General features: G+C 28.8%; 22 protein-coding genes. 11 read left to right on the top strand and 11 right to left on the bottom strand.

The window, feature by feature from the left end:
• Complete coding sequence (locus CQA42_RS07215; RefSeq protein WP_115584023.1) at nucleotides 1–402, top strand: hypothetical protein; 402 nt, start codon at nucleotides 1–3, stop codon at nucleotides 400–402.
• Here CQA42_RS07215 and CQA42_RS07210 read toward each other — a convergent pair.
• A complete protein-coding gene (locus CQA42_RS07210) occupies nucleotides 376–1,140 on the bottom strand; it encodes an undecaprenyl-diphosphate phosphatase (RefSeq protein WP_115584022.1) in 765 nt (254 codons plus the stop codon). The genes CQA42_RS07215 and CQA42_RS07210 overlap by 27 nt on opposite strands.
• Before the next feature lie 108 nt (nucleotides 1,141–1,248).
• Between CQA42_RS07210 and CQA42_RS07205 the strand changes: the two genes are divergently transcribed.
• The 7 genes from CQA42_RS07205 to mnmE all read left to right on the top strand — a co-directional run bounded on the left by CQA42_RS07205 (nucleotide 1,249) and on the right by mnmE (nucleotide 7,333).
• On the top strand, nucleotides 1,249–2,670 hold the full coding sequence (locus CQA42_RS07205; protein WP_115584021.1) for an acetyl-CoA carboxylase subunit A: 1,422 nt from the start codon (nucleotides 1,249–1,251) through the stop codon (nucleotides 2,668–2,670).
• 223 nt (nucleotides 2,671–2,893) lie between these two features.
• On the top strand, nucleotides 2,894–3,028 hold the full coding sequence (rpmH, locus tag CQA42_RS07200; protein WP_115584020.1) for a 50S ribosomal protein L34: 135 nt from the start codon (nucleotides 2,894–2,896) through the stop codon (nucleotides 3,026–3,028).
• Between the two features lie 4 nt (nucleotides 3,029–3,032).
• The gene (gene rnpA, locus CQA42_RS07195) at nucleotides 3,033–3,434 is read left to right on the top strand and encodes a ribonuclease P protein component (protein WP_181881522.1); all 402 of its coding nucleotides are present in this window, start codon (nucleotides 3,033–3,035) and stop codon (nucleotides 3,432–3,434) included.
• The gene (gene yidD / locus CQA42_RS07190) at nucleotides 3,424–3,750 is read left to right on the top strand and encodes a membrane protein insertion efficiency factor YidD (RefSeq protein ID WP_115584018.1); all 327 of its coding nucleotides are present in this window, start codon (nucleotides 3,424–3,426) and stop codon (nucleotides 3,748–3,750) included. Before rnpA ends, yidD begins: the two co-directional genes overlap by 11 nt.
• Nucleotides 3,750–5,336 carry a membrane protein insertase YidC gene (yidC, locus tag CQA42_RS07185; protein ID WP_115584017.1) on the top strand — a complete coding sequence of 529 codons (1,587 nt, stop codon included), beginning with the start codon at nucleotides 3,750–3,752 and terminating at the stop codon, nucleotides 5,334–5,336. Before yidD ends, yidC begins: the two co-directional genes overlap by 1 nt.
• On the top strand, nucleotides 5,323–6,006 hold the full coding sequence (locus CQA42_RS07180; protein WP_115584016.1) for a Jag N-terminal domain-containing protein: 684 nt from the start codon (nucleotides 5,323–5,325) through the stop codon (nucleotides 6,004–6,006). Before yidC ends, CQA42_RS07180 begins: the two co-directional genes overlap by 14 nt.
• Nucleotides 5,990–7,333 carry a tRNA uridine-5-carboxymethylaminomethyl(34) synthesis GTPase MnmE gene (gene mnmE, locus CQA42_RS07175; RefSeq protein ID WP_115584015.1) on the top strand — a complete coding sequence of 448 codons (1,344 nt, stop codon included), beginning with the start codon at nucleotides 5,990–5,992 and terminating at the stop codon, nucleotides 7,331–7,333. Before CQA42_RS07180 ends, mnmE begins: the two co-directional genes overlap by 17 nt.
• On the opposite strand, the gene CQA42_RS07170 is transcribed toward mnmE, so the two are convergent.
• From CQA42_RS07170 to galE, 9 genes are all read right to left on the bottom strand, one after another.
• On the bottom strand, nucleotides 7,334–8,920 hold the full coding sequence (locus CQA42_RS07170; RefSeq protein WP_115584014.1) for a lytic transglycosylase domain-containing protein: 1,587 nt from the start codon (nucleotides 8,918–8,920) through the stop codon (nucleotides 7,334–7,336). It abuts the gene before it with no gap.
• On the bottom strand, nucleotides 8,904–9,197 hold the full coding sequence (locus CQA42_RS07165) for a YggT family protein (protein ID WP_115584013.1): 294 nt from the start codon (nucleotides 9,195–9,197) through the stop codon (nucleotides 8,904–8,906). The genes CQA42_RS07170 and CQA42_RS07165 overlap by 17 nt, the downstream gene beginning before the upstream one ends.
• A complete protein-coding gene (gene gltX, locus CQA42_RS07160; protein ID WP_115584012.1) occupies nucleotides 9,197–10,495 on the bottom strand; it encodes a glutamate--tRNA ligase in 1,299 nt (432 codons plus the stop codon). Before gltX ends, CQA42_RS07165 begins: the two co-directional genes overlap by 1 nt.
• 49 nt (nucleotides 10,496–10,544) lie before the next feature.
• Complete coding sequence (locus tag CQA42_RS07155) at nucleotides 10,545–13,157, bottom strand: HD domain-containing phosphohydrolase (RefSeq protein WP_115584011.1); 2,613 nt, start codon at nucleotides 13,155–13,157, stop codon at nucleotides 10,545–10,547.
• A 14-nt stretch (nucleotides 13,158–13,171) separates the two neighbouring features.
• A complete protein-coding gene (locus tag CQA42_RS07150) occupies nucleotides 13,172–14,356 on the bottom strand; it encodes an ATP-binding protein (protein ID WP_115584010.1) in 1,185 nt (394 codons plus the stop codon).
• A complete protein-coding gene (locus CQA42_RS07145; protein ID WP_115584190.1) occupies nucleotides 14,347–15,015 on the bottom strand; it encodes a response regulator transcription factor in 669 nt (222 codons plus the stop codon). The genes CQA42_RS07150 and CQA42_RS07145 overlap by 10 nt, the downstream gene beginning before the upstream one ends.
• A 21-nt stretch (nucleotides 15,016–15,036) precedes the next feature.
• On the bottom strand, nucleotides 15,037–15,495 hold the full coding sequence (locus CQA42_RS07140) for a hypothetical protein (RefSeq protein WP_115584009.1): 459 nt from the start codon (nucleotides 15,493–15,495) through the stop codon (nucleotides 15,037–15,039).
• Between the two features lie 77 nt (nucleotides 15,496–15,572).
• Nucleotides 15,573–16,607 carry a glycosyltransferase family 4 protein gene (locus CQA42_RS07135; RefSeq protein WP_181881521.1) on the bottom strand — a complete coding sequence of 345 codons (1,035 nt, stop codon included), beginning with the start codon at nucleotides 16,605–16,607 and terminating at the stop codon, nucleotides 15,573–15,575.
• Entirely contained in the window at nucleotides 16,600–17,634 is a 1,035-nt protein-coding gene (gene galE / locus CQA42_RS07130; RefSeq protein WP_115584007.1) for a UDP-glucose 4-epimerase GalE, read from the bottom strand. The genes CQA42_RS07135 and galE overlap by 8 nt, the downstream gene beginning before the upstream one ends.
• 178 nt (nucleotides 17,635–17,812) lie before the next feature.
• Between galE and CQA42_RS07125 the strand changes: the two genes are divergently transcribed.
• Nucleotides 17,813–18,271 (top strand): acyl-CoA thioesterase, encoded by a 459-nt coding sequence (locus CQA42_RS07125; protein WP_115584006.1) that lies wholly within the window; start codon nucleotides 17,813–17,815, stop codon nucleotides 18,269–18,271.
• A 96-nt stretch (nucleotides 18,272–18,367) separates the two neighbouring features.
• On the opposite strand, the gene recO is transcribed toward CQA42_RS07125, so the two are convergent.
• On the bottom strand, nucleotides 18,368–18,988 hold the full coding sequence (gene recO / locus CQA42_RS07120; RefSeq protein WP_181881520.1) for a recombination protein RecO: 621 nt from the start codon (nucleotides 18,986–18,988) through the stop codon (nucleotides 18,368–18,370).
• A 131-nt stretch (nucleotides 18,989–19,119) separates the two neighbouring features.
• Here recO and accD point away from each other — a divergent pair, with 131 nt between their 5' ends.
• Complete coding sequence (gene accD / locus CQA42_RS07115) at nucleotides 19,120–20,004, top strand: acetyl-CoA carboxylase, carboxyltransferase subunit beta (RefSeq protein ID WP_115584004.1); 885 nt, start codon at nucleotides 19,120–19,122, stop codon at nucleotides 20,002–20,004.
• Nucleotides 19,964–20,413 carry a 23S rRNA (pseudouridine(1915)-N(3))-methyltransferase RlmH gene (locus CQA42_RS07110; RefSeq protein WP_115584003.1) on the top strand — a complete coding sequence of 150 codons (450 nt, stop codon included), beginning with the start codon at nucleotides 19,964–19,966 and terminating at the stop codon, nucleotides 20,411–20,413. Before accD ends, CQA42_RS07110 begins: the two co-directional genes overlap by 41 nt.
• Nucleotides 20,414–20,416 lie beyond the last annotated feature (3 nt).

Raw genomic sequence — 20,416 nt, 5'->3', positions numbered from 1 at the left:
ATGTTTATTCCTCTAAAAATTCATTATGATAGATTCTATTGTTTAAATGGTGGGGTAGATACTTCTATCTTTGCACCAGATTCTAAGAATTTGTATTATTATTTTGCAGATCACGGAGTAGAAACTCAAAACGGAATAGGACATAAAGGTGTGCGAAATATCGGCTGTTTTTGGGTGCATCTAGGAATGATAAAGAGATATTTTTTAGCACAGGGTAAAGAAAATGATGACCATATTAGTATTGAGAATTTTTTAAATACAAATATAAAAAATCTCAAAATGCAAGTAAAAGCCCATTATAAGCCTGATTATCAAGGTAGTCTTGATAATATCAATATTCATTTAGAAAATGATAAAAAATATCTAAAAGAACTTTTAAAAGACGATGAAATAAAAGAGTAAGCCCACGATGATGCGATAAACACCAAAAGCAATATAGCTAAAATTTGAAATAAATTTTAATAATATTTTAATAGCAAAAATAGCAAAGATAAAAGTCACAAACAAACCAAGCAATATATATAAAAAATTTTGTGTATTAAGAGAATCTATATTTTTATAAATATCATATCCACTTGCTATAAACATCGTAGGCACAGCAAGGAGAAATGAAAATTCTGTAGCAATTTTCCTATTTAATTTTAAAACTAATCCTCCAAATATAGTAGAACCGCTACGAGAAGTGCCAGGAATCATAGCAAGAGCTTGAAAACAGCCTATATAAAATGCTTTTTTGTAGCTAATAGATTCTAATGAATTTACTTTTGAGGGCTTATTTTTTAAAAATAATTCCAATATTATAAATAAAATTCCACCAATAATTAACATATAAACAACCGTGTGTGGATGAAACAATCTTTTTATAAAATTATAAAAAAATAATCCACAAATTCCAGCTGGCAAAAATGCAACAAATAGTTTTGAAAGCAACTTATAATCCAAAAATTTCCTCCAAAATAAAGCCAATACTGCCAAAATTGCGCCTAATTGAATAACAACTTGAAAACTTTTAGTAAAATTATCATCTTGATTTATTCCTAGCAAGTTTGAAGCAAGGATTAAGTGTCCTGTGGAAGATATGGGCAAAAACTCGGTTATTCCTTCTATAATACTCAAAATTATTACATCAGCAATATTCATAATAAATCCTAAAATTTTATTTAGCTAACAATTTAAAATTATAACATTCAAAGGTTAAAACACTACAATTTTATGATAATTTAGCATTTTGCATTTAGGGAGTTTAAAATGTTTTCAAAAATATTAATAGCAAATAGAGGTGAAATTGCTGTTAGAATTATTCGTGCATGCAATGATTTACATATAAAAAGTGTTGCTATTTATTCTAGGATTGACAAAGAAAGTATGCATGTAAAAATGGCAAGTGAAAGCCACGAAGTGAGTGCTGACCCGCTAAAGGCATATCTTGATGGTGATGCAATAATAGAAGTAGCACTATCTTGCGGAGCAGAGGCAATTCACCCTGGATATGGATTTTTAAGTGAAAATGCAGAATTTGCAAAAAAAGTAAGTGAAGCAGGGCTTGTGTGGATTGGTCCAGATTCTAGCGTTATTGCAAGAATGGGAGATAAAAAAGCTGCAAGAGATCTTATGCAAAAAAATGGAATCCCAATAGTGCCAGGCACAGATATAATAAATAATTGCAGTATTCAAGAAATAAAAGCAATGGCAAATAAAATCGGTTATCCTGTAATCCTAAAAGCAAGCAATGGAGGCGGTGGCAAAGGGATTCGAGTAGTTAGAAGTGATCATGAAATAGAGGAAAATCTAAATGCTTGTAAAAGAGAAGCTATGGCATTTTTCAAAAATGATGATGTTTTTATGGAAAAATATATTGAAAATCCAAAGCATATAGAATTTCAAATCATAGGTGATAATTATGGAAATATTATTCATTTATTAGAGAGAGATTGCTCAATTCAAAGACGACATCAAAAGCTAGTAGAAATCGCACCAAGCCCTACAATGAGTCTTGATTTAAGAAGGAGAATGGGCTCTGTTGCGGTGGCTGCTGCAAAAGCTGCAAAATATACAAATGCAGGGACAATTGAATTTTTAGTCGATGATTTAGGAAGATTCTACTTTATGGAGATGAATACCAGAATCCAAGTCGAACATGGAATCACAGAAGAAATCACAGGATTTGACTTAATTGGTAGGCAAATAAGATGTGCTGCAGGGGAAATATTGGATTTAAATCAAAGTGAAGTTTTACATCAAGGTTATGCAATAGAAGTGCGAATAAATGCAGAAGATGTAGCAAATGATTTCAAACCAAATCCAGGAAAAATTACGACATACTATCCAGCACTTGGACCATTTGTCCGCATAGATAGTGCTGTTTATAAGGACTATACAATACCACCAAATTATGATTCAATGATAGCAAAATTAATCGTTCGAGCCTCAAGCTACGATCTAGCGGTAAATAAACTCATTAGAGCATTAGAAGAATTTACCATAAGAGGAATAAAAACAACAATTCCATTTTTATTAAATATCGCAAAAGATAAAGACTTTAGAAAAGGAAACTATGATACTTTGTATCTAGAATCTAAAATGCAAGAATTAATGCCAAATGAAACGATAAACAAAGATGATATTGCAGCAGCTATTGCAGCGGCTATTGCTATCAAAGCAGGATATTAATCAAAATATAAAAAAGAAATTATTAAAGATTTTTAAAAAGAGTATTTTTTAATAGCAAGAATATTAAATAAATATTTGGAAACACACTTAGATTGATAACAATCATGATTCTAATAATTCTTGCACTCTATTTAATAAGAATCTTTATTTTAAAGTTTATGCAAAGTTTAATCTTAGTATAATTTCAACTTTTTTAAAGCCAAAAAAAGTTTAAGGAATAAAGATGAAAAGAACATATCAACCACATAAAAAACCAAAAAAAACAACTCATGGTTTTAGAGCTAGAATGAAAACAAAAAATGGTCAAAGAGTGATTAGAAATAGACGCGCTAAGGGTAGAAAAAGATTAGCTGCTTAAAAATTTGAAATACATACAAACACTAAAAAATAAAAAAGAATTTGACTTTGTATATAAAAATTCTAAAAAATACAGAAGTCAAATTTGTGATATTTGTATATTAGAAAATAAAGCGATAAATAAGTTTTATAATAAATTTAAAAAAGTGCAAAAAACACATACAATTGGACTTAGTGTCTCAAAAAAGATTGGCAATGCAGTAAAGCGAAATCTGATAAAAAGAAGACTTAGAGTGATTTGTAAAGAATTTTTAGTTGGTATAAATCAAAAACAAATGAAATATATATTTATCATTATCACAAAAAATGAAATCATAAAAATTCCATTTTTAAATCTAAAAGAGCAAGTTTATAATCAGCTCTTGCTTGCAAATAAATCAAATAGCAGAATTGATTATGAAAATTGATTGTATATTTAGATTTTATAAAAAATATATTTCTCCATTAAATCCACCAAGTTGCAGATTCTACCCTACTTGTTCTTGTTATGCTAATACTCAATTTAGATTCCAAAATCCTTTATTGGCATTTATAAAAACTACACTTAGAATCTTGCGTTGCAATCAACTTTTTAATGGTGGCATTGATTACCCTGTGGTAAAATACAAAATACAAAATACAAAAATATTACATACCAACAAAAAACAACAAAATATAGACTTTTGGTTAGTACCAAAAGATAAAAATAATTTTTATGTTATTAAAAGCTTAAGGAAAAATTGATGAATGACAATAATTCAAATAAGAGATTCATAATTGCAGCGGTATTATCAATACTATTTTTGATACCATATATGTATTTTTTTTCTCCAGATACAAAAACAAAAGAAGTAATAAATTCTGCAAACAAAACAATAGAGCAAAATAATGCTCCAGCAATAAGCACAACTCCAACAATAAAAGATGAAACAAAAGCACCAATAAGTAGCTCAAAAATCATTGCAAAAATAGAATCTCAAAAAGTAGATATTGAAATTGACGAACTTGGTAGAATCTCAAATATCTTCTTAAAAGACAAAAAGTTTCTAAATCCAGATGGCAAGCCACTTGAATTACTTAGCAAAGATTCTATCAAACCACTTGAAATGCGATTTAGTGATAGTGAAATCAATAAAAAAGCTTTTGATACTCCATATACCGCTAGCACTAGTAATCTAAATTTGGATTCTACTTCTCAAAGTATTACATTAACCCAAGATTTAGGCAATCTTGTGATAAAAAAGATTCTTACATTTCATAACAATCTAAGCTATGATATAAAAATTGAGCTAAGCCGACAAGTAGAATATTTTATATCAAACGGAGCGCGTCCGATTGCTGATAGCTCACCTTATGTATTCAAAGGTGTGATAGTCAAGAAAAATGATGACAAACTAGAAAAAATAGAAGATGGCGATAGTAGTGAAACGCTTACATTTAATAAAGCAAAATTTATAGCAAGTGTTGATAGATATTACACGACTTTATTTTTCAATAAAGATGGATTTGATATTATCACAGATTCTACTAGCAATGGAAATGCTCTACCTTATGTAATACTCAATGATAATGTAAGTTTTAGCGGATATATTGGACCAAAAAACTATAAAGACCTTAGCAATATCTCAAGCGATCTTGGCGATGTGGTGGAATATGGGGTTATTACATTTTTTGCAAAGCCATTATTTTTACTTTTAGAGTGGCTTTTTGATATTTTTAGCAATTGGGGTTGGGCAATCATCGCATTGACACTAATTGTTAGAATCTTGCTATATCCTTTGACTTATAAAGGTATGGTATCAATGCAAAAATTAAAAGATTTAAGCCCAAAACTAAAAGAAATCCAAACAAAATACAAAGGCGATTCACAAAAGCTACAACTTCACATGATGGAGCTATACAAAAAACACAAAGTAAATCCTATGGGCGGATGTTTGCCACTACTTTTACAAATACCTGTATTTTTTGCAATTTATCGTGTATTATACAATGCAGTCGAGCTAAAAGATTCTGCGTGGCTATTTTGGATACAAGACTTATCTGCGATGGATCCATATTTTATATTGCCAATACTTATGGGTGCGACTATGTATTTACAACAACACTTAAGCCCAGCAACATTTAATGACCCAACACAAGAAAAAATATTCAAGCTCTTGCCTGTATTTTTTACAATATTTCTAATCACATTTCCAGCAGGATTGATACTATATTGGACAGTTAATAATATATTTTCAATAATTCAGCAAATGATTATAAATAAAGTAATGCAAAATAAAAAAGCTCAAGAGATAGAAGAACACAAAAGGTCTAAAAGTGATAAAAATTAGTGCTAGTGATGTAGAAGAAGCTTTACTAAAAGCTTCAAAAGAATTGAATTGTTCATGCATAGATTTAGAATATGAAGTTGTGCAAGAGCCAAGCAATGGATTCTTTGGATGCTTTGGTAAAAAAGATGCGATTATTGTTGCATCTATAAAAGAAAGACAAAAAATTACTCCACAACCTATTGAAACTAAAAAATACAAAATAGAAGATGCAATCAAAGAAATAAAAGAAGAAATAAATGAATTATTCTCACATTTGCCATTTAAGCTTAACGAAATAAATGTAGAAAAATACGATTCAAATACAATCTCTATATATTTTAAAGGTGAAGATTCTGCATTGCTTATCGGTGAAAAAGGATATAGATACAAAGCTATATCATATTTATTATTTAATTGGATTAATCCAAAATATGGATTTAATATCCGTCTTGAGATTGAACGATTTTTAGCAAATCAAGAAGAAATGATTGGGACATATTTAGAACCAATCATAAAAGAGATTAAAAAAACAAATGAAACTTTTAGCACAAAGCCATTTGATGGGGTGCTAGTGTATATTGCATTAAAAATCTTACGAGAGAATCTTCCAGATAGATTTATTATGATAAAAACAAACGAATATAACGAAACCTACATAGTAGTTACAAGTAATAATGCAGACAATAAATGACACTATTGTTGCTATATCAACTCCAATTGGGATTAGTGCTTTAAGCATTACTAGATTAAGCGGTAATAATGCCCTAAATATAGCCAAAAAACTCACAAAATCAAATGATTTTACCCCACGATACGCACATCTAAAATATATATATAATACAAATGGAAATATTATTGATAAGTGCATAGTGATATATTTTAAAGCACCACATAGTTTTAGCGGTGAAGATATTGTTGAATTTCAAAGTCATGGTGGCATTGCTGTGCCTAAAAATATAGTAGATGAATGCATTCTACTTGGTGCAAAGCTTGCAAAACCAGGTGAATTTAGCAAAAGAGCGATATTAAATAACAAGCTAGATTTAAGCACAGCAGAAAGCATATCAAAGCTAATTTTAGCTCAAAGCAAACAAGCAAGCGAGATATTAGCTAGATTATTAAAAGGCGATTTGGGTAATTTTATAGAATCTTTTAGAAAAGATTTAATCGAGATTTTGGCTCATATTGAAGTTTTAATTGACTATGCACAAGAAGATTTACCAAAAGATCTAGAATCTTCTATCCAAAAAAAGCTAGAAGATTCTATTGATAAACTAGATACAATATATAAGCACTCGCTTAGCAAGCAGCATATCATAGATGGGCATAGACTTGTTATCATTGGGCGTCCAAATGTTGGAAAAAGCTCGCTTTTAAATAAATTATTATTAAAAGATAGAGCAATTATTTCTAATATTGCGGGCACAACAAGAGATGCACTAGAAGAATCTATAACAATAAATAATCAAATAATAAAAATAATAGATACAGCAGGAATAAGAAAAACAAGCGACAAAATAGAACAAATTGGTGTAAATAAATCCTTGCAATATGCAAAGGAAGCTACTATTATCATTGCACTATTTGATGGAAGCAGGGAATTTGATGATGAAAATATCATCGAAATTCTAAACCAAAATAAAGATAAAATCATCATTGCTGCTATAAATAAAATCGATAAAGAGCAATTATTTGATGAATGCAAGCTAAAAGATTTTGAAATGATAAAAATATCTATGTTAGATTCTAGTGTGATTAAATTAAAAGATATGATAGGACAAAAAATAAGTAGTGATACAATCAATAATCAAGATATCATACTATCATCAAGCAGGCAAATTGAGTGTATAAAATCATGTATTGTTGAATTACAAAATGCAAAAGAAAATATGATTGATTTTGAGATATTTAGCTTTCATATAAATACTGCTTTACACTCGCTAGATTTGCTTACAAAGCCATTTTGCAATGATGAAATGTTAGATTCTATGTTTAGTGAATTTTGTCTTGGCAAATAATCATCTAAGTGCAGAATCTAAAAACTCATCTATATCTATATAATTCCCAGCAATTTCATTATACATAATATAGTTTGCCATAACTTTTATGCCATAGATTCTACTCTCTTCATAAGGAATAAATTCCATACTAAGCCATGGATCATATTTATTAGATTTGCTAAATACTTTTATATCTTTTAGATGATTTCTTATAAATGTCGGACCACCATTGTAAGCATATGATACAAATAATGGATGTTTAAATTCTTTATTTAAATGCTCTAAATAATAAGCACCAAATTTCAATGCTATCTTTGGATTAAACATATCTTCTTTTGTAGCTTCTATGCCAATATTTTTAGCAAAATATGAAACATTAAAAGGCATAATTTGCATTATACCAAGTGCATAAGATCTAGATACAACAGATGGTAAAAACTTGCTTTCTTGCTTTGCTACAGCATAAAGTAGAGCTTTTGTATTTGCATCAACATCAATTTCATCACTATATGGCATAACAAAAAATTTCTTTGAATAATTAAAATATCTATTCAAGATAAAAATTAAATGAGGTAATGTATTTTCATAATAAAATAATTTTGCAATATGAAGCAAATTTTCTTTATCTTTTACTAAGGCTATATTTTGGCTAAGGATTTGCCATTCAAATGGATTTGATATATCAAATGGACTTTTATCTTTTATCAATCCTCTAAAAATAGGATCATCAATAGTAATAATTTCTAAATTTGGTGCTTTTTTTAGCAATCTGCTTGCATATAAAGAATAAAGATTGAAATTATGACTATCTGCTAATTGATTTAATACATCTTTGTTGTTGCTTAATTTATACACCCAAAATAAAGATTTATCTCGTAAAAATAGATTCTTAGAATTAGAAGCTTTTAGAAAATAATCTAATGCTTTTTTGGTATTTTTAGCATTTAGCTCATTTAGCCCAAGTGCAAAAAAACTCCAATCATTTACATCTTTTATCGTTACTTTTAATAATGCTTGTGTGAATTTTGGATATTGATTAGAGATGATTAAGTGGTATAAAGCTTTATTGTAGTTTTTATTTGATAATAACTGGGATTTTTTTGGAGTATTATTAAAGACATTTGCCCTAGCACTTCCTAATGTAAAATAAATATCACTAAAATCCTCTCCACTAGCAGCTATTATAGAATCTAGTATATTTTTAGATTCTAGAATCTTGACTTGATTTAGTATTTTTTTACTATTTATCCTAGAGAGCGTTTTTTTATCAATCTTTTCATTAATTGCATAAACTAGCTTAAATCCAAGATTGAAACATTCATCATCGCTATTTAATAATTCTTTATATGATAAGTTTTTGCAATATAAATCTTTTTGCAATTTTTCTTTTGGAATCTTATCCAATAGCGCATTAATCATTTTTGGACTTTTATTTTCAATTAGTGGATATAGCTTTATTGCTTCATCTTGCGATATATTACCTTGCAAATATTCATATATATAAAAGTCCCTAGCAATGCCTCGTGGTTTGGATTCTATAAATTCAAGACTATTGCTATATAAGATTCCACTAAATAGCGATATAAGACTAAAAACTAGCAACATAATTTCTAAGTATTCCAATCAAAAACAAATCAATAAATTTTAAAAATATAATAACAATCAAAGGTGCAAAATCTATGCCATTAAAAATAGTAGGCAACACTCTTCGCACTTGCATAAATACAGGCTCTGTAAGCCTATATAAAATCTGAACGATTTGATTATATGGGTCTGGTCGCACAAAAGTAATAAGTGCTGATATGATTACAATCCACATATAAGTATTAATAAGAATATGCAGTATTTCAGTAATGGCATTTAAAAATGTAGCAAACACCATTATTCACTCCTTAAAATTTCTTTTAAATAGAATCTTAAATAAATATAAATATCATTTAGCAATGGTCCATTATTTGCACCTGTAAGCAAATATCTAAGTGGATGAAACAAAGCTTTTCCATTTAATTTTGTTAGCTCTATTAATTTTGCCTTAAGAGAATTAAAATCCTCTAAACTCTCAGAATCTTCATCTATTAGCTTTATGAGAGTATCATAGATGAGTTTCATATCATTACTTGTTATATCTTTTTTAGAAAATATCAAAGCAATTTTATCTCTTAGCTCGTTTAATGTGCTTGCCTCTTCAAGATAAATTTTAGCCAATGCTCCAATAGATAAATCACTAGATTCTAATAAATTTGTCATATCTTTTAAATTTAGTGCTTTTAAATGCTCTCTATTTATATGTCTTAGCTGATTTATATCAAATTTGACAGGAGATTTTGATAATGTTTTTATATCAAACCATGTTAGCGCATCTTTTAGATTAAATATCTCTTGTTTTGGTTTATTTCCCATAGATAAAAGATAATTAATAATTGCTTGTGGCAAGAATCCTTGTGATAAAAGCCAACTTACGCTTGATTCATTATCCCTTTTGCTCATTTTTTTACCATCTTTATTTAATATGATTGGCAAATGGGCATATTTTATCTCTTTTAAATACCCTAGAGAATCACGAATTAGAATCTGTTTTGGAGTATTTGAAGTATGGTCTTCACCTCTTATAATATAGCTAATATCATAAATCATATCATCAATACTGCAAGCAAAATTATAAGTAGGGATTCCATCTTCTCTAATGATTACAAAACTATCAATTTCATTTTTAGAAAATTTACACTCACCTTTTATTTCATCAAAAAAACTAATATCACAATTAGCACCTTTTAGCCTAATAACAGGATTTGGATTTGTATCTTTGCATTGTAATGCCCATGAATCATCATATCTAAATGCCTTGCCATTTTTGATTGCTTCTGCTTTTTTAAGAGCTAAAAATTCTTTTGTGCAATAGCAATAAAATGCTTTTCCTTTTTTTATTAATTCATTTGCAATGATATTATGTTGCTTAAAATTATCACTTTGATATACAAGCTTGTCCCAAAGTAAGCCAAAAAGATTTAGAATTGAGAGAATCTCTTTATCTTTTCCATTAATATTTCTTGTATTATCAGTATCTTCAATACGGATTAAAAACTCATCATTTGTTTGCTTTGCAATGATATAATTTAATATTGCAGCACGAAGATTGCCTATATGTAAATCACCTGTCGGGCTTGGCGCAAAACGAAGCATTAAAAACTCCAAAATATTTTTTTTAAATGGATTCTAACACAAAGAATGATTAAAACTTATCTGCAAATTTATCTTTTATGTTTATGAATTTATCCAAATTTTCAACCAATAGATCAACCAACTCACCTTGGAATTGGACATTTCTCAATTTAAGCATATGTTCTATTACTTCTTGCATAGGCCATGCTTTTTTATAACATCTATCATTACTTAATGCATCAAAGACATCTGCTACAGCCGTAATCCTGCCAAATAGCGGTATTTCCTCTCCGCTAAGTTTATTTGGATATCCTTTTCCATTCCACCATTCATGGTGAGTTACGGCTATCTCTGCACTTGCTTTTAGAATATCTCTATCAGAATAATGAAGCATATCATAGCCTTTTTGGGCGTGTGTTTTCATGATTTCAAATTCTTCATCTGTAAGTTTGCCAGGCTTATTTAAAATTGCATCAGGAATTGCTATCTTTCCTATATCATGCATTGGAGAGGCGATTTTTAGTAACTTTGCTTGTTCTTCATCTAATCCATATAATTTAGCTAAAAGATACGAATATTCAGCAACTCTTTTTACATGATTTCCTGTTTCTCTACTTCGCCCTTCACTAATTGCACCCATAGCATAAATAATTTCTTTTTGAATATTTTCTAATTCTTTTTGCATTGTGTATATTTCTGTAGTATTATGCAAGATTCCAATGATTTCTCTCTCTTCTATATTTTCAATATTTACACCCATTAAATAAGCCTGTATATGCAACTTATTTCCATTTTTAGCAAGACAAGTTAAGTTTAGATTGACAAAACCTTTTGTATAGAGAATCTTTTCATTTTCAGCAATAAAATTTTGAATATTATCTTTTGGTATATCCAATAATAATGATATAGGTTTATTTAAAATTTCATTTCTTGTATAGCCTACAATTTGTTCAAAATATTGATTTACTTCCACAAAACAATAATTTTTTATTTTAATCATCGCAGTGCTTCTATCTAATAGACTTTGGTATTCTTGTATTATTTTTTCTTTTTCAAGTGATATTTCTACAACTGAATTGATACTATGTTCAAAAGATTGATTTTTAAACTCATACTCTGTAACATCATCCATGCTACAAATATACATCAATAAATTATTTTTAGAATCAACTATTGGCTTTATAGTAGTCCTTGTATAAAAAATACTCCCATCTTTTGCGAGATTCTTTATATTTCCATGCCAAGTTTTATTATCTTTAATACAATTCCAAATCACTTGAATAGTAGATTTGCTATCTTCATATATAAATCTTGATAATCTCTCTCCTATAATATCACTCTTTTGATATTTGGAAGTCGCTAAAAATGCTTCATTGACACCTATTATCACACCATGCTTATCTATATACAATATTATAGAGCTTTCTTCTAAAAGCTCCTTATATTGCCCAAACACCTTTACCATAGCCCTATAATCATCATTTACAACATTGGCTAAATGACTTATGCTATATATAGCCATATCATTTTGATTAAATATTGAAGTAGGAGATTCTATAGATTTAATATTATTTATCTCTTCACAACCCTCACTTAACGCCACAAGTGAGCTAGAAACATTAAATACATGATTTTTATTTTTACTATGGAAAAACTCACCATAAGCAAAGAAGCCGCCAGATGGTGCGATACTGTCAAATTTTTCTACTTGATGTGATTGCAATCCGGTAGTTTTAAAATAAATATATCTGGTAATACATAAATATAAATAAATTCCCTCTATGTTCAATTCTTTTAAATTATTTATTTGGCTGACTACTTTGTTTGTTGTATCAATGATAGACCTGACACCAAAGCTGACTTTTGACCCAAGCTTAATGTCGCTTGAATATCTAGCAGAACCATCATCAAATATTTCTGTTACTACCTTGCCGACAAGCATTCCATTTTCGAATAATGTAAGAGGAAATTCAAAACTACTCATAGGCAAGTTATCAGCCACCAAATCACCAAGATATTTTCTATATATTTCTCTTACAGGAATATTATTTATGGTCTTTACTATACCGCCATCGCCAATGCTTGTTATCGTCATAGCAGTGCCAATATTTATAAATTCAAATATAAAATCTGTATATACTTTCAAATCAGTCGAATCAAGTATCACACATACAAATGAAAACTCTCCAACTCCACTTTTATCACCAAGATATATATGACTATTGCTTAAATCATCACCTGCGACACCACCTGAAACAATAGTCTCTGGAGATTGCAAGGCTATATTATCCAGCACTACTTTGCAATCAGCTTTATTATTATCACCAAATAAAATCAATAATTTTGTATCTTTGCTTATATTGCCTATGATTTGTTTTGCGATTGCATTATCATCATCACCATAAAAGCTAAGAACTTTTATTTTTGTTTTTTTAAAAATCGATACAGAAATAGTAATTTTACCTTCATATACATTAGAATCTGCGATTCCAGCAATAGTGCTACTTAGCATAATCTCACTATGAGGCAATATTTCAATTAGGTTCTTAATGACATCGTTTGTAAAGGCAATATCAAATTTTCCATCAAAAATCTGTATTAAAATATTTTTTTCATCACTAAAAATACTAAGTTTATTCTGTAGCTGCTCTTTGTTTTCATATACAAAATTTATATTTTTCAAATTTTATATCTCCATTAGAATCTTATATAAAATATATGTGTATTACCACTATAGCTATACTCGATATTCATTTTATGTAATTTAACAATCTCATTTACAATCGACAATCCAAGCCCATATCCACTTTTTATAATCTCACCGCGATAAAATGGTTCGAAATAATACAATATATCATTTTGCAATTTTTTACCATTATTGCAAAACATAATACCTTTTTCACTCAATTCTATATTAACAACACCATCATCGCTATATTTGATTGCATTTTCTATCAAATTTTTAACAGCAATGCTAATTAATCTTAAATCACCATGTATCTTGACACTTTTAATGACATTCAATACTATTTTTTCATTTTCAAAATCACGCAATGCTTCAAATATCACGCTCTCACTCATAAATTCACTAAAATTTAATCTAAAATCTCCCTCTTGGATTCTCTCATATTCAAGCATATTTTGACTAATCCTATCAAGAGAATCTATATATCGATTTAAATCTTTTTTTAGCTCATCTCCATTTTTTAAGCTAAGTGATAATTTTATTTTTGCAAGTGGCGTTTTTAACTCATGTGCGATATTTCTAGTGATGAGCTCTCTTGCTTTAATGAGGCGAGATATTTTTTCATTCATTTCATTAAAAGCAAGCATTAATTGCCCTATTTCATCTTTTTGATTTGTAGTAAGCATTTTTGCATAGATTCCAGCTTTCAATTCATCAATCGCATTTTTTAATCTATTTAGCGGACGAAGCACTTTGTGAAATAAGAAAAATGCAAGAAGCGCAATAATACTTAAGTGAAATAATAATACTATAGTCTTATAATTATCCCACTCATTGCTGCTTACAAGCCTAACAAAGGTGATTTTATTATCTAAAAAAACTATACTAAAGCCCATAAAAGAATCATAAGAGAAGATTCTAAAATATAGCATATTATTAAAATCTTCATACAATGTAGTCGCATTTTTAGGGACATCTACAACTTGTGTATATCCAAAACTATTTCCTATTCTATAAACAGCATCAAGATTACCGCTTAAATAATAAGGCATCAAAGTTTGCACAAAAACAATCATTTCGCTTTTTAATCTATCATCTTGGCTTTCTTTCAAAATCTTATCTGTTTGTATAAAAAAAGCTATAGTGATGAAAAATAACACAAATATTATAATTACAAATTCATGTTTTAACTGCAAAATCTATACCCTATCCCCCAAACTGATTGTATAAATCTTGGTTCTTTTGCATTATCATTAATCTTAAATCTAATATTTCTTATATGCGTATCGATACTTCTTAGTGTAGAATCTTCATTTATAGCAGAAATGCTATTTGCAATCTGTTCCCTACTCATAGGTTTTTGTCTATTTTCTATCAAAAAAAGCAATATATCAAATTCAGTTGGTGTCAAATCTACATTTACTCCATCAATAAAGACATTTCTTTGTTCTATATTTATGCCCATATTTCCAAATTCAAGATTTTTTGGTTTTAATCTTCTTAACATTGCATTTATGCGCGCTAATAACTCAACAGGTTCATATGGTTTTGCAAGGTAGTCATCTGCGCCTCTTTCAAATCCCTCTACTTTATTAAAAATATCACTTCTAGCACTTGATATAATAATTGGCACTTGTGTGATTGCCCGAATCTTTTTGCAGAGTTTAAATCCATCCATTTCAGGAAGTGTTAAATCTAGTATGATTAAATCTATATTATTTTTGCCTTCTAATATTTCTAATGCCTTACTTGGCAAATGTGTCGCAATCACTTGATATTTTGATTGAGTCAAATATGCTACTATAAGTCCTTGCATCTCCAAATCATCTTCAATCAATAATAATTTATGTGTCATAAATGCTCCAAAATTCAATCTCTATTTTCCTATTTCTTCAAACGGATTGCCACTATTTTCAGCTTGACGAAGTCTTTGTGAATTTTCAAACCTATTTTGCAAGATTCTACTATAATTTTCTCTTTCTCTAATCTTTTCACCAAAAATCGCTCTTTGCTCTTTATTTAATATCTCATATACATTAAGCAAAAAGTTTCTTTCAGCTGAAACTCTTTGAGACTCCAAATCTATGCTTCTATTAAGTATAGCAGAATCTGCACTAAGTGATGAGTTTGAAAAACTATCTACAATCTCATTATTGACTTTATTGAAATCATCATACCATTTGTATAAAAATGAGTGATGCTTTCTTACGGCATTATTTAGCTGTATTTGCTGCTCTCTTGAAAGCTTAAGCTTTTGTAACTCCATATAAAAGTTACCTAAAAAATCTGCTTTTAGCGTTAAAAAAAATATAAACAAAATAAAAATAGTTCTCATAAAGATTCTCTTTTTAAAAATAAATTTATATAGAAAAAATTGTAAAACAAAATTATGAATTTTTATTTAATTTCTCTTTAAAGCAATTTTATCCCTGCAAATTTAATAATTCTAAAATAAATAAATAAATAAATAAAAATAAAAACTATAGAAATAGCAATAAGCATAAATGTATTATCAAAAAATAAAATTGGTAAAAATATAAATGGAATATTTAAAATCCATATTAATATTGAAGTTTTATAATTTGAGCGAGTTATTCGCTTATAAATCAACATATGAAAATGAATAGAATCTGGCTCCATAGCAGACATAGAGCGTATTATTTTCTTTCTATAAATAGAAAATAGGACTTCAAAAATAGGATATATCATAATGCAGATTCCATACCATGGGCTAACTCCATTATCTTTATTTTGAGTAAGCAAAATAAGCAAAAACGCCAAGATGAAGCCAACCAAGTATGCTCCACCATCACCTAAAAAGATTCTGCCTTTTGGAAAATTTAAAAGTAAAAAACCCAAGATTCCGCCAATAAGCCCAATGCAAATATAAAATATTTTTATATCACCAACGATATATGAAACAAATGTAATACTTAGCAATGCAAGAATGCTAAATCCTCCAGCTAATCCATTGAAACCATCGATAATATTTATAGCATTAATAATCCCAACAATACAAAATACACTAAAAATAACACCAATATAATAAGGCAAAGATAATCCAATATCAGTAATCACACAATCAAAAAAATAAATCGCGCTAATAGAGGCTAAAACTTGTAATAAAAGCCGCTGTTTTGGGCTTAGAGAATTTTTTATATCTTCTAATACTCCACTTAAAAATACCAAACATATAGGAATAAATAGTAAAAGATTAAAGTATTTTAATCCAAAGAAAATAATAAAACAAAGAGCTAGAAATATGCCTATTCCGCCTGCTCTAGGAATATCACCATAATGCATTTTTTGTGGTTTTATAGAAGAATCTCTATCAAGTAACAAACCACTTTTTTGTGCGTATCGTATGATAAAACTATCAACTACAAATGCAATAATGAGTGATAGAAAAAATACCTCGCAAAAATATACAATCTCATATTTAGGCATTTTCATCCTTTAGAGCACACTCCCATAAATATGCACTTTTTGCAATCAGTCTTAAATCATTATATTTTGGCTTCCAAGAAGTCTCTTTTAAGATTTTTGCATTATCAGATATTAGTTTTGCTGGATCGCCTTCTCGCCTTTTACCTTGCACTACTCTAAAATCAACTCCACTAACTTCTTTTACAATATCAATCACTTCTTTTACGCTATATCCACTGCCATATCCGACATTAAAAACTTCACTTTTTTTATGAGAATCTAAGAATTCATAAGCACTTAAATGTGCTAATGCTAAATCATCAATATGAATATAATCTCGAATACAACTACCATCTTTTGTATCATAATCATCACCAAAAATGCTTATACTCTCTCTTTTTCCAACAGCACATTCACAAGCTACTTTTATTAGATGTGTAGCATTTTTGCTTCTTTGTCCAAGTCCAAATTTGTTTTTAAAATCACTATCACTTAATGCACCTGCTACATTAAAATATCTGAGTGCAACAAAATTAAAATCTTTATATGCAATCGATGTGTCTCTTAAAATCATCTCGCTCATCATTTTAGAAGTGCCATAAGGATTTATAGGAACCAACATAGAATCTTCCTTTACAGGCAATACTTTTGGCTCACCATAAACTGCAGCAGTAGAACTAAAAATAAATTTATTTATCTTAGATTCTATACATAATGAAATCAAATTTAGCGTATTTTTAGTGTTGTTTGAATAATACAAAAGCGGATTTACAACAGATTCTGGGACGATTAAAGAAGCAGCAAAATGCACTACACAATCAAATTTATTTTGTTGTAATATTTTTTTTAATGCACAAGTATTATTTAAATCAAGGTTGATAAAGCAGATTCTATCTTTGAAATTAGATTCTAAGAAACTAATATTTTCTACAAAACCACTGCTTAAATTATCAATGATAAAAATATTACAAGAAGTATTTTTCAAAAAATGATAAGCACTACAAGAGCCGATATATCCGGCTGCACCAGTAAAAAGTATATTTTTCAATGCTATTCCTTGATAACTTTTTCTATAAAATTATACAATATAAGCAGATTATTTTAGAGTGTTACTTTTTTATTATTAAGCTTTATTAATATCTAGTTTTAATAGTTTGTTAATATCCAAAATTTTAATAATAAAATAAAATTATCATTACAAAATTATCATTTTAGGGGTTAGAGTTATGGAAGATATTTTTGATAGACGATCTTTATCTATGACTATTTTGATGTCACCAGATTTGGCTAATTTTAGCGGTGTTGTCCATGGCGGACATATTATGAGGATGCTAGATCAAGTAGCTTATGCATGTGCGACTAGATATTGCGGTGTTGATGTAGTGACTGTGTATGTAGATAGTGTGAGTTTTAGACAACCTGTCCCAATTGGAAATCTAGTGACTTTTCTAGCTAGAGTAAATTATACAGGAAAAAGCTCAATGGAAGTAGGTATAAAAGTAATAAGTGAAGATATAAAAAATAGGACAGCAACACATACAAATAGTTCGTATTTTACGATGGTAGCACTAGATCCAGATGGAATACCACTAGAAATCGATCAACTAATACCAACAACAAAAGAAGATAAAAGGCGTTATGAAGCAGCAAAACAAAGAAAAATCGCAAGAAGCAAGGCTAAATAGAATCTAAAATCCTTTAGATTCTAGATTCTTAGAAATATCATTATTTCACTTAAAAAGAAGGCTAAATCTTATTGCTATAAGCTTTAAAATTTTATTTTAGATTCCAAGCAAAAGTGCGTTCAATAAGTATTCAACTTCACTATCATTTAGAAATATGCTTTTTTTAAGCTTAATAAAACCAAAAAATAAATCTTTATCAATTACTTCAATATTATTTATTAGGCAACTATTATGAGCGCATAGAAATCCTCTAGTTACAGCTATTTTGTTAGATAATTCCTCATTACAAATAAAACAATTAGAATCCAAACTTAATCTGCCTTCAAAATGCAGTAATTTTACATACATTTCTATTAATACCCTTGATGGATTCTGCTTATTTAAGATAATAGCGCCATTATTTAGCATTTCAAAATAAAAACTAGGAATATCTTCTGTATCGCGTAGATGATTGTTTAATAGCTTTAAAAATTGCTGCCAATAATAAAGCTTAGTAAAATCACTCTCATAAGCAAATCCAAGCTGTATAATATTGCGTAATTTTGGAATAAATTGTCCGTTATATTCTATATCAAAATCGATTTTGCGACCAATACTAATAATGCTATGCCTAAGCCCATAAAATCGATATAAACTCAAAAATTTATTTTGTGTGATGATTTGGACTATGATATCTTCATTTTTTAGCTTCGTAATGCCACTTATAAATCCTTGCAAAAAATAACTCCATAAATCTTTAATTAACAAATTATTTTAATGATACTAAAATATATATTTTACTAACTTAGTAAAGATAAGAAGTTATTTGATAATATTTTCAAAACTTTTATATAGGGGAGGCAAGGAGTGTGGCTTTAGGAATTTTTAATAAAAAAAATAAGCAAATACCAACAGAAACTGCACCAAAAGAAACACAAACACAATGGATAAAATGCAATTCATGCAATGCATTGATGTATTATAAAGAGGTGCTAAGTCAAAACTCTGTATGTCCAAAATGTAATTATCACTTTAGGATAAATGTCCTTGATAGGATAAAATTAATCTTTGATGAAGGTAGCACAATAGAACATGATAGGAATCTATTGCCTACTGATCCGCTAAATTTTGTAGATAAAAAAAGCTATAAACAAAGAATCGAAGAATATGCAAAAAAAACAGGTGGAAGAGAGAGTTCAGCAATAAGCATAGAAGGAAAAATCAATGGAATAGATGTGCAAACTGTAATCTTTGATTTTGAATTTATGGGTGGAAGTCTTGCATCAGTTGAGGGTGAAAAAATACTTCGAGCTATCAATAGAGCGATTGAAAAAAGACAAGGATTGATAATTTGCTCATCAAGTGGTGGAGCAAGAATGCAAGAGAGCACATTTTCTTTAATGCAAATGGCAAAAACAAGTGCCGCCCTGGATAAATTATCCAAGGCTAATCTTCCTTATATTTCTATTTTGACAGATCCTACGATGGGTGGCGTTAGTGCGTCATTTGCATTTTTAGGTGATATTATCATAGCAGAACCAGGAGCTACAATAGGCTTTGCAGGAGCTAGAGTGATAAAACAAACAATAGGTGAAGATTTACCACAAGGATTCCAAACAGCAGAATTTCTCTTAGAACACGGACTGCTTGATATGGTAGTCCATAGAAAAGAATTAAAAAAGACTTTAAGTGATTTATTAGAAATGCTAACAAATGAAAATAAAAATTTACTCAATAGCAAAAAAACAAAATAAATGTGATGAATTTATAAAACAAATTAAACAATTTGGGGTAACAGTGGAAGATATAAGCATATTTAATGCTAATATACAAAAAGCACAAAAAGATTCTGCTATAAGTGCAAAAGAATCTTATGGAATAGAATTTAGTAAATATCTTAAACATAATGTGCCAAATATAGCACTTCACCCAAATGGCAAAGAAGTAAGCACATTTGAGTTTAGTAATCTCTTAAGAGATAAAAATGAAATAAATTTTTTTATTGGTGGTTCATATGGTTTTGATGATACATTTTTATCAAAAACTACAAATATATCACTAAGCAAACTTACTTTTAGCTATAAAATCACAAAAATTATTATATTTGAACAAATATTTAGAGCATTATGCATCATAAACAATCACCCATATCATAAAGAATAAAGG

Origin of the sequence: Helicobacter sp. MIT 99-5507, from assembly GCF_003364295.1 — a bacterium.
In the GTDB taxonomy this organism is placed as follows: domain Bacteria; phylum Campylobacterota; class Campylobacteria; order Campylobacterales; family Helicobacteraceae; genus NHYM01.
The sequence above is the reverse complement of the archived record's forward strand: the minus strand, read 5'-3'. Positions and strand labels throughout refer to the sequence as shown.

Excerpts from the sequence above, each read along its gene's own strand:
- CQA42_RS07110 (WP_115584003.1), top strand. The coding sequence starts at position 19,964 with ATGAAAATAAAAATTTACTCAATAGCAAAAAAACAAAATAAATGTGAT.
- CQA42_RS07135 (WP_181881521.1), bottom strand. The coding sequence starts at position 16,607 with ATGCCTAAATATGAGATTGTATATTTTTGCGAGGTATTTTTTCTATCA.
- CQA42_RS07145 (WP_115584190.1), bottom strand. The coding sequence starts at position 15,015 with ATGACACATAAATTATTATTGATTGAAGATGATTTGGAGATGCAAGGA.
- rpmH (WP_115584020.1), top strand. The coding sequence starts at position 2,894 with ATGAAAAGAACATATCAACCACATAAAAAACCAAAAAAAACAACTCAT.
- gltX (WP_115584012.1), bottom strand. The coding sequence starts at position 10,495 with ATGCTTCGTTTTGCGCCAAGCCCGACAGGTGATTTACATATAGGCAAT.
- mnmE (WP_115584015.1), top strand. The coding sequence starts at position 5,990 with ATGCAGACAATAAATGACACTATTGTTGCTATATCAACTCCAATTGGG.
- CQA42_RS07170 (WP_115584014.1), bottom strand. The coding sequence starts at position 8,920 with ATGTTGCTAGTTTTTAGTCTTATATCGCTATTTAGTGGAATCTTATAT.
- CQA42_RS07215 (WP_115584023.1), top strand. The coding sequence starts at position 1 with ATGTTTATTCCTCTAAAAATTCATTATGATAGATTCTATTGTTTAAAT.
- CQA42_RS07210 (WP_115584022.1), bottom strand. The coding sequence starts at position 1,140 with ATGAATATTGCTGATGTAATAATTTTGAGTATTATAGAAGGAATAACC.
- CQA42_RS07165 (WP_115584013.1), bottom strand. The coding sequence starts at position 9,197 with ATGGTGTTTGCTACATTTTTAAATGCCATTACTGAAATACTGCATATT.
- yidD (WP_115584018.1), top strand. The coding sequence starts at position 3,424 with ATGAAAATTGATTGTATATTTAGATTTTATAAAAAATATATTTCTCCA.
- CQA42_RS07205 (WP_115584021.1), top strand. The coding sequence starts at position 1,249 with ATGTTTTCAAAAATATTAATAGCAAATAGAGGTGAAATTGCTGTTAGA.
- CQA42_RS07140 (WP_115584009.1), bottom strand. The coding sequence starts at position 15,495 with ATGAGAACTATTTTTATTTTGTTTATATTTTTTTTAACGCTAAAAGCA.
- CQA42_RS07125 (WP_115584006.1), top strand. The coding sequence starts at position 17,813 with ATGGAAGATATTTTTGATAGACGATCTTTATCTATGACTATTTTGATG.
- yidC (WP_115584017.1), top strand. The coding sequence starts at position 3,750 with ATGAATGACAATAATTCAAATAAGAGATTCATAATTGCAGCGGTATTA.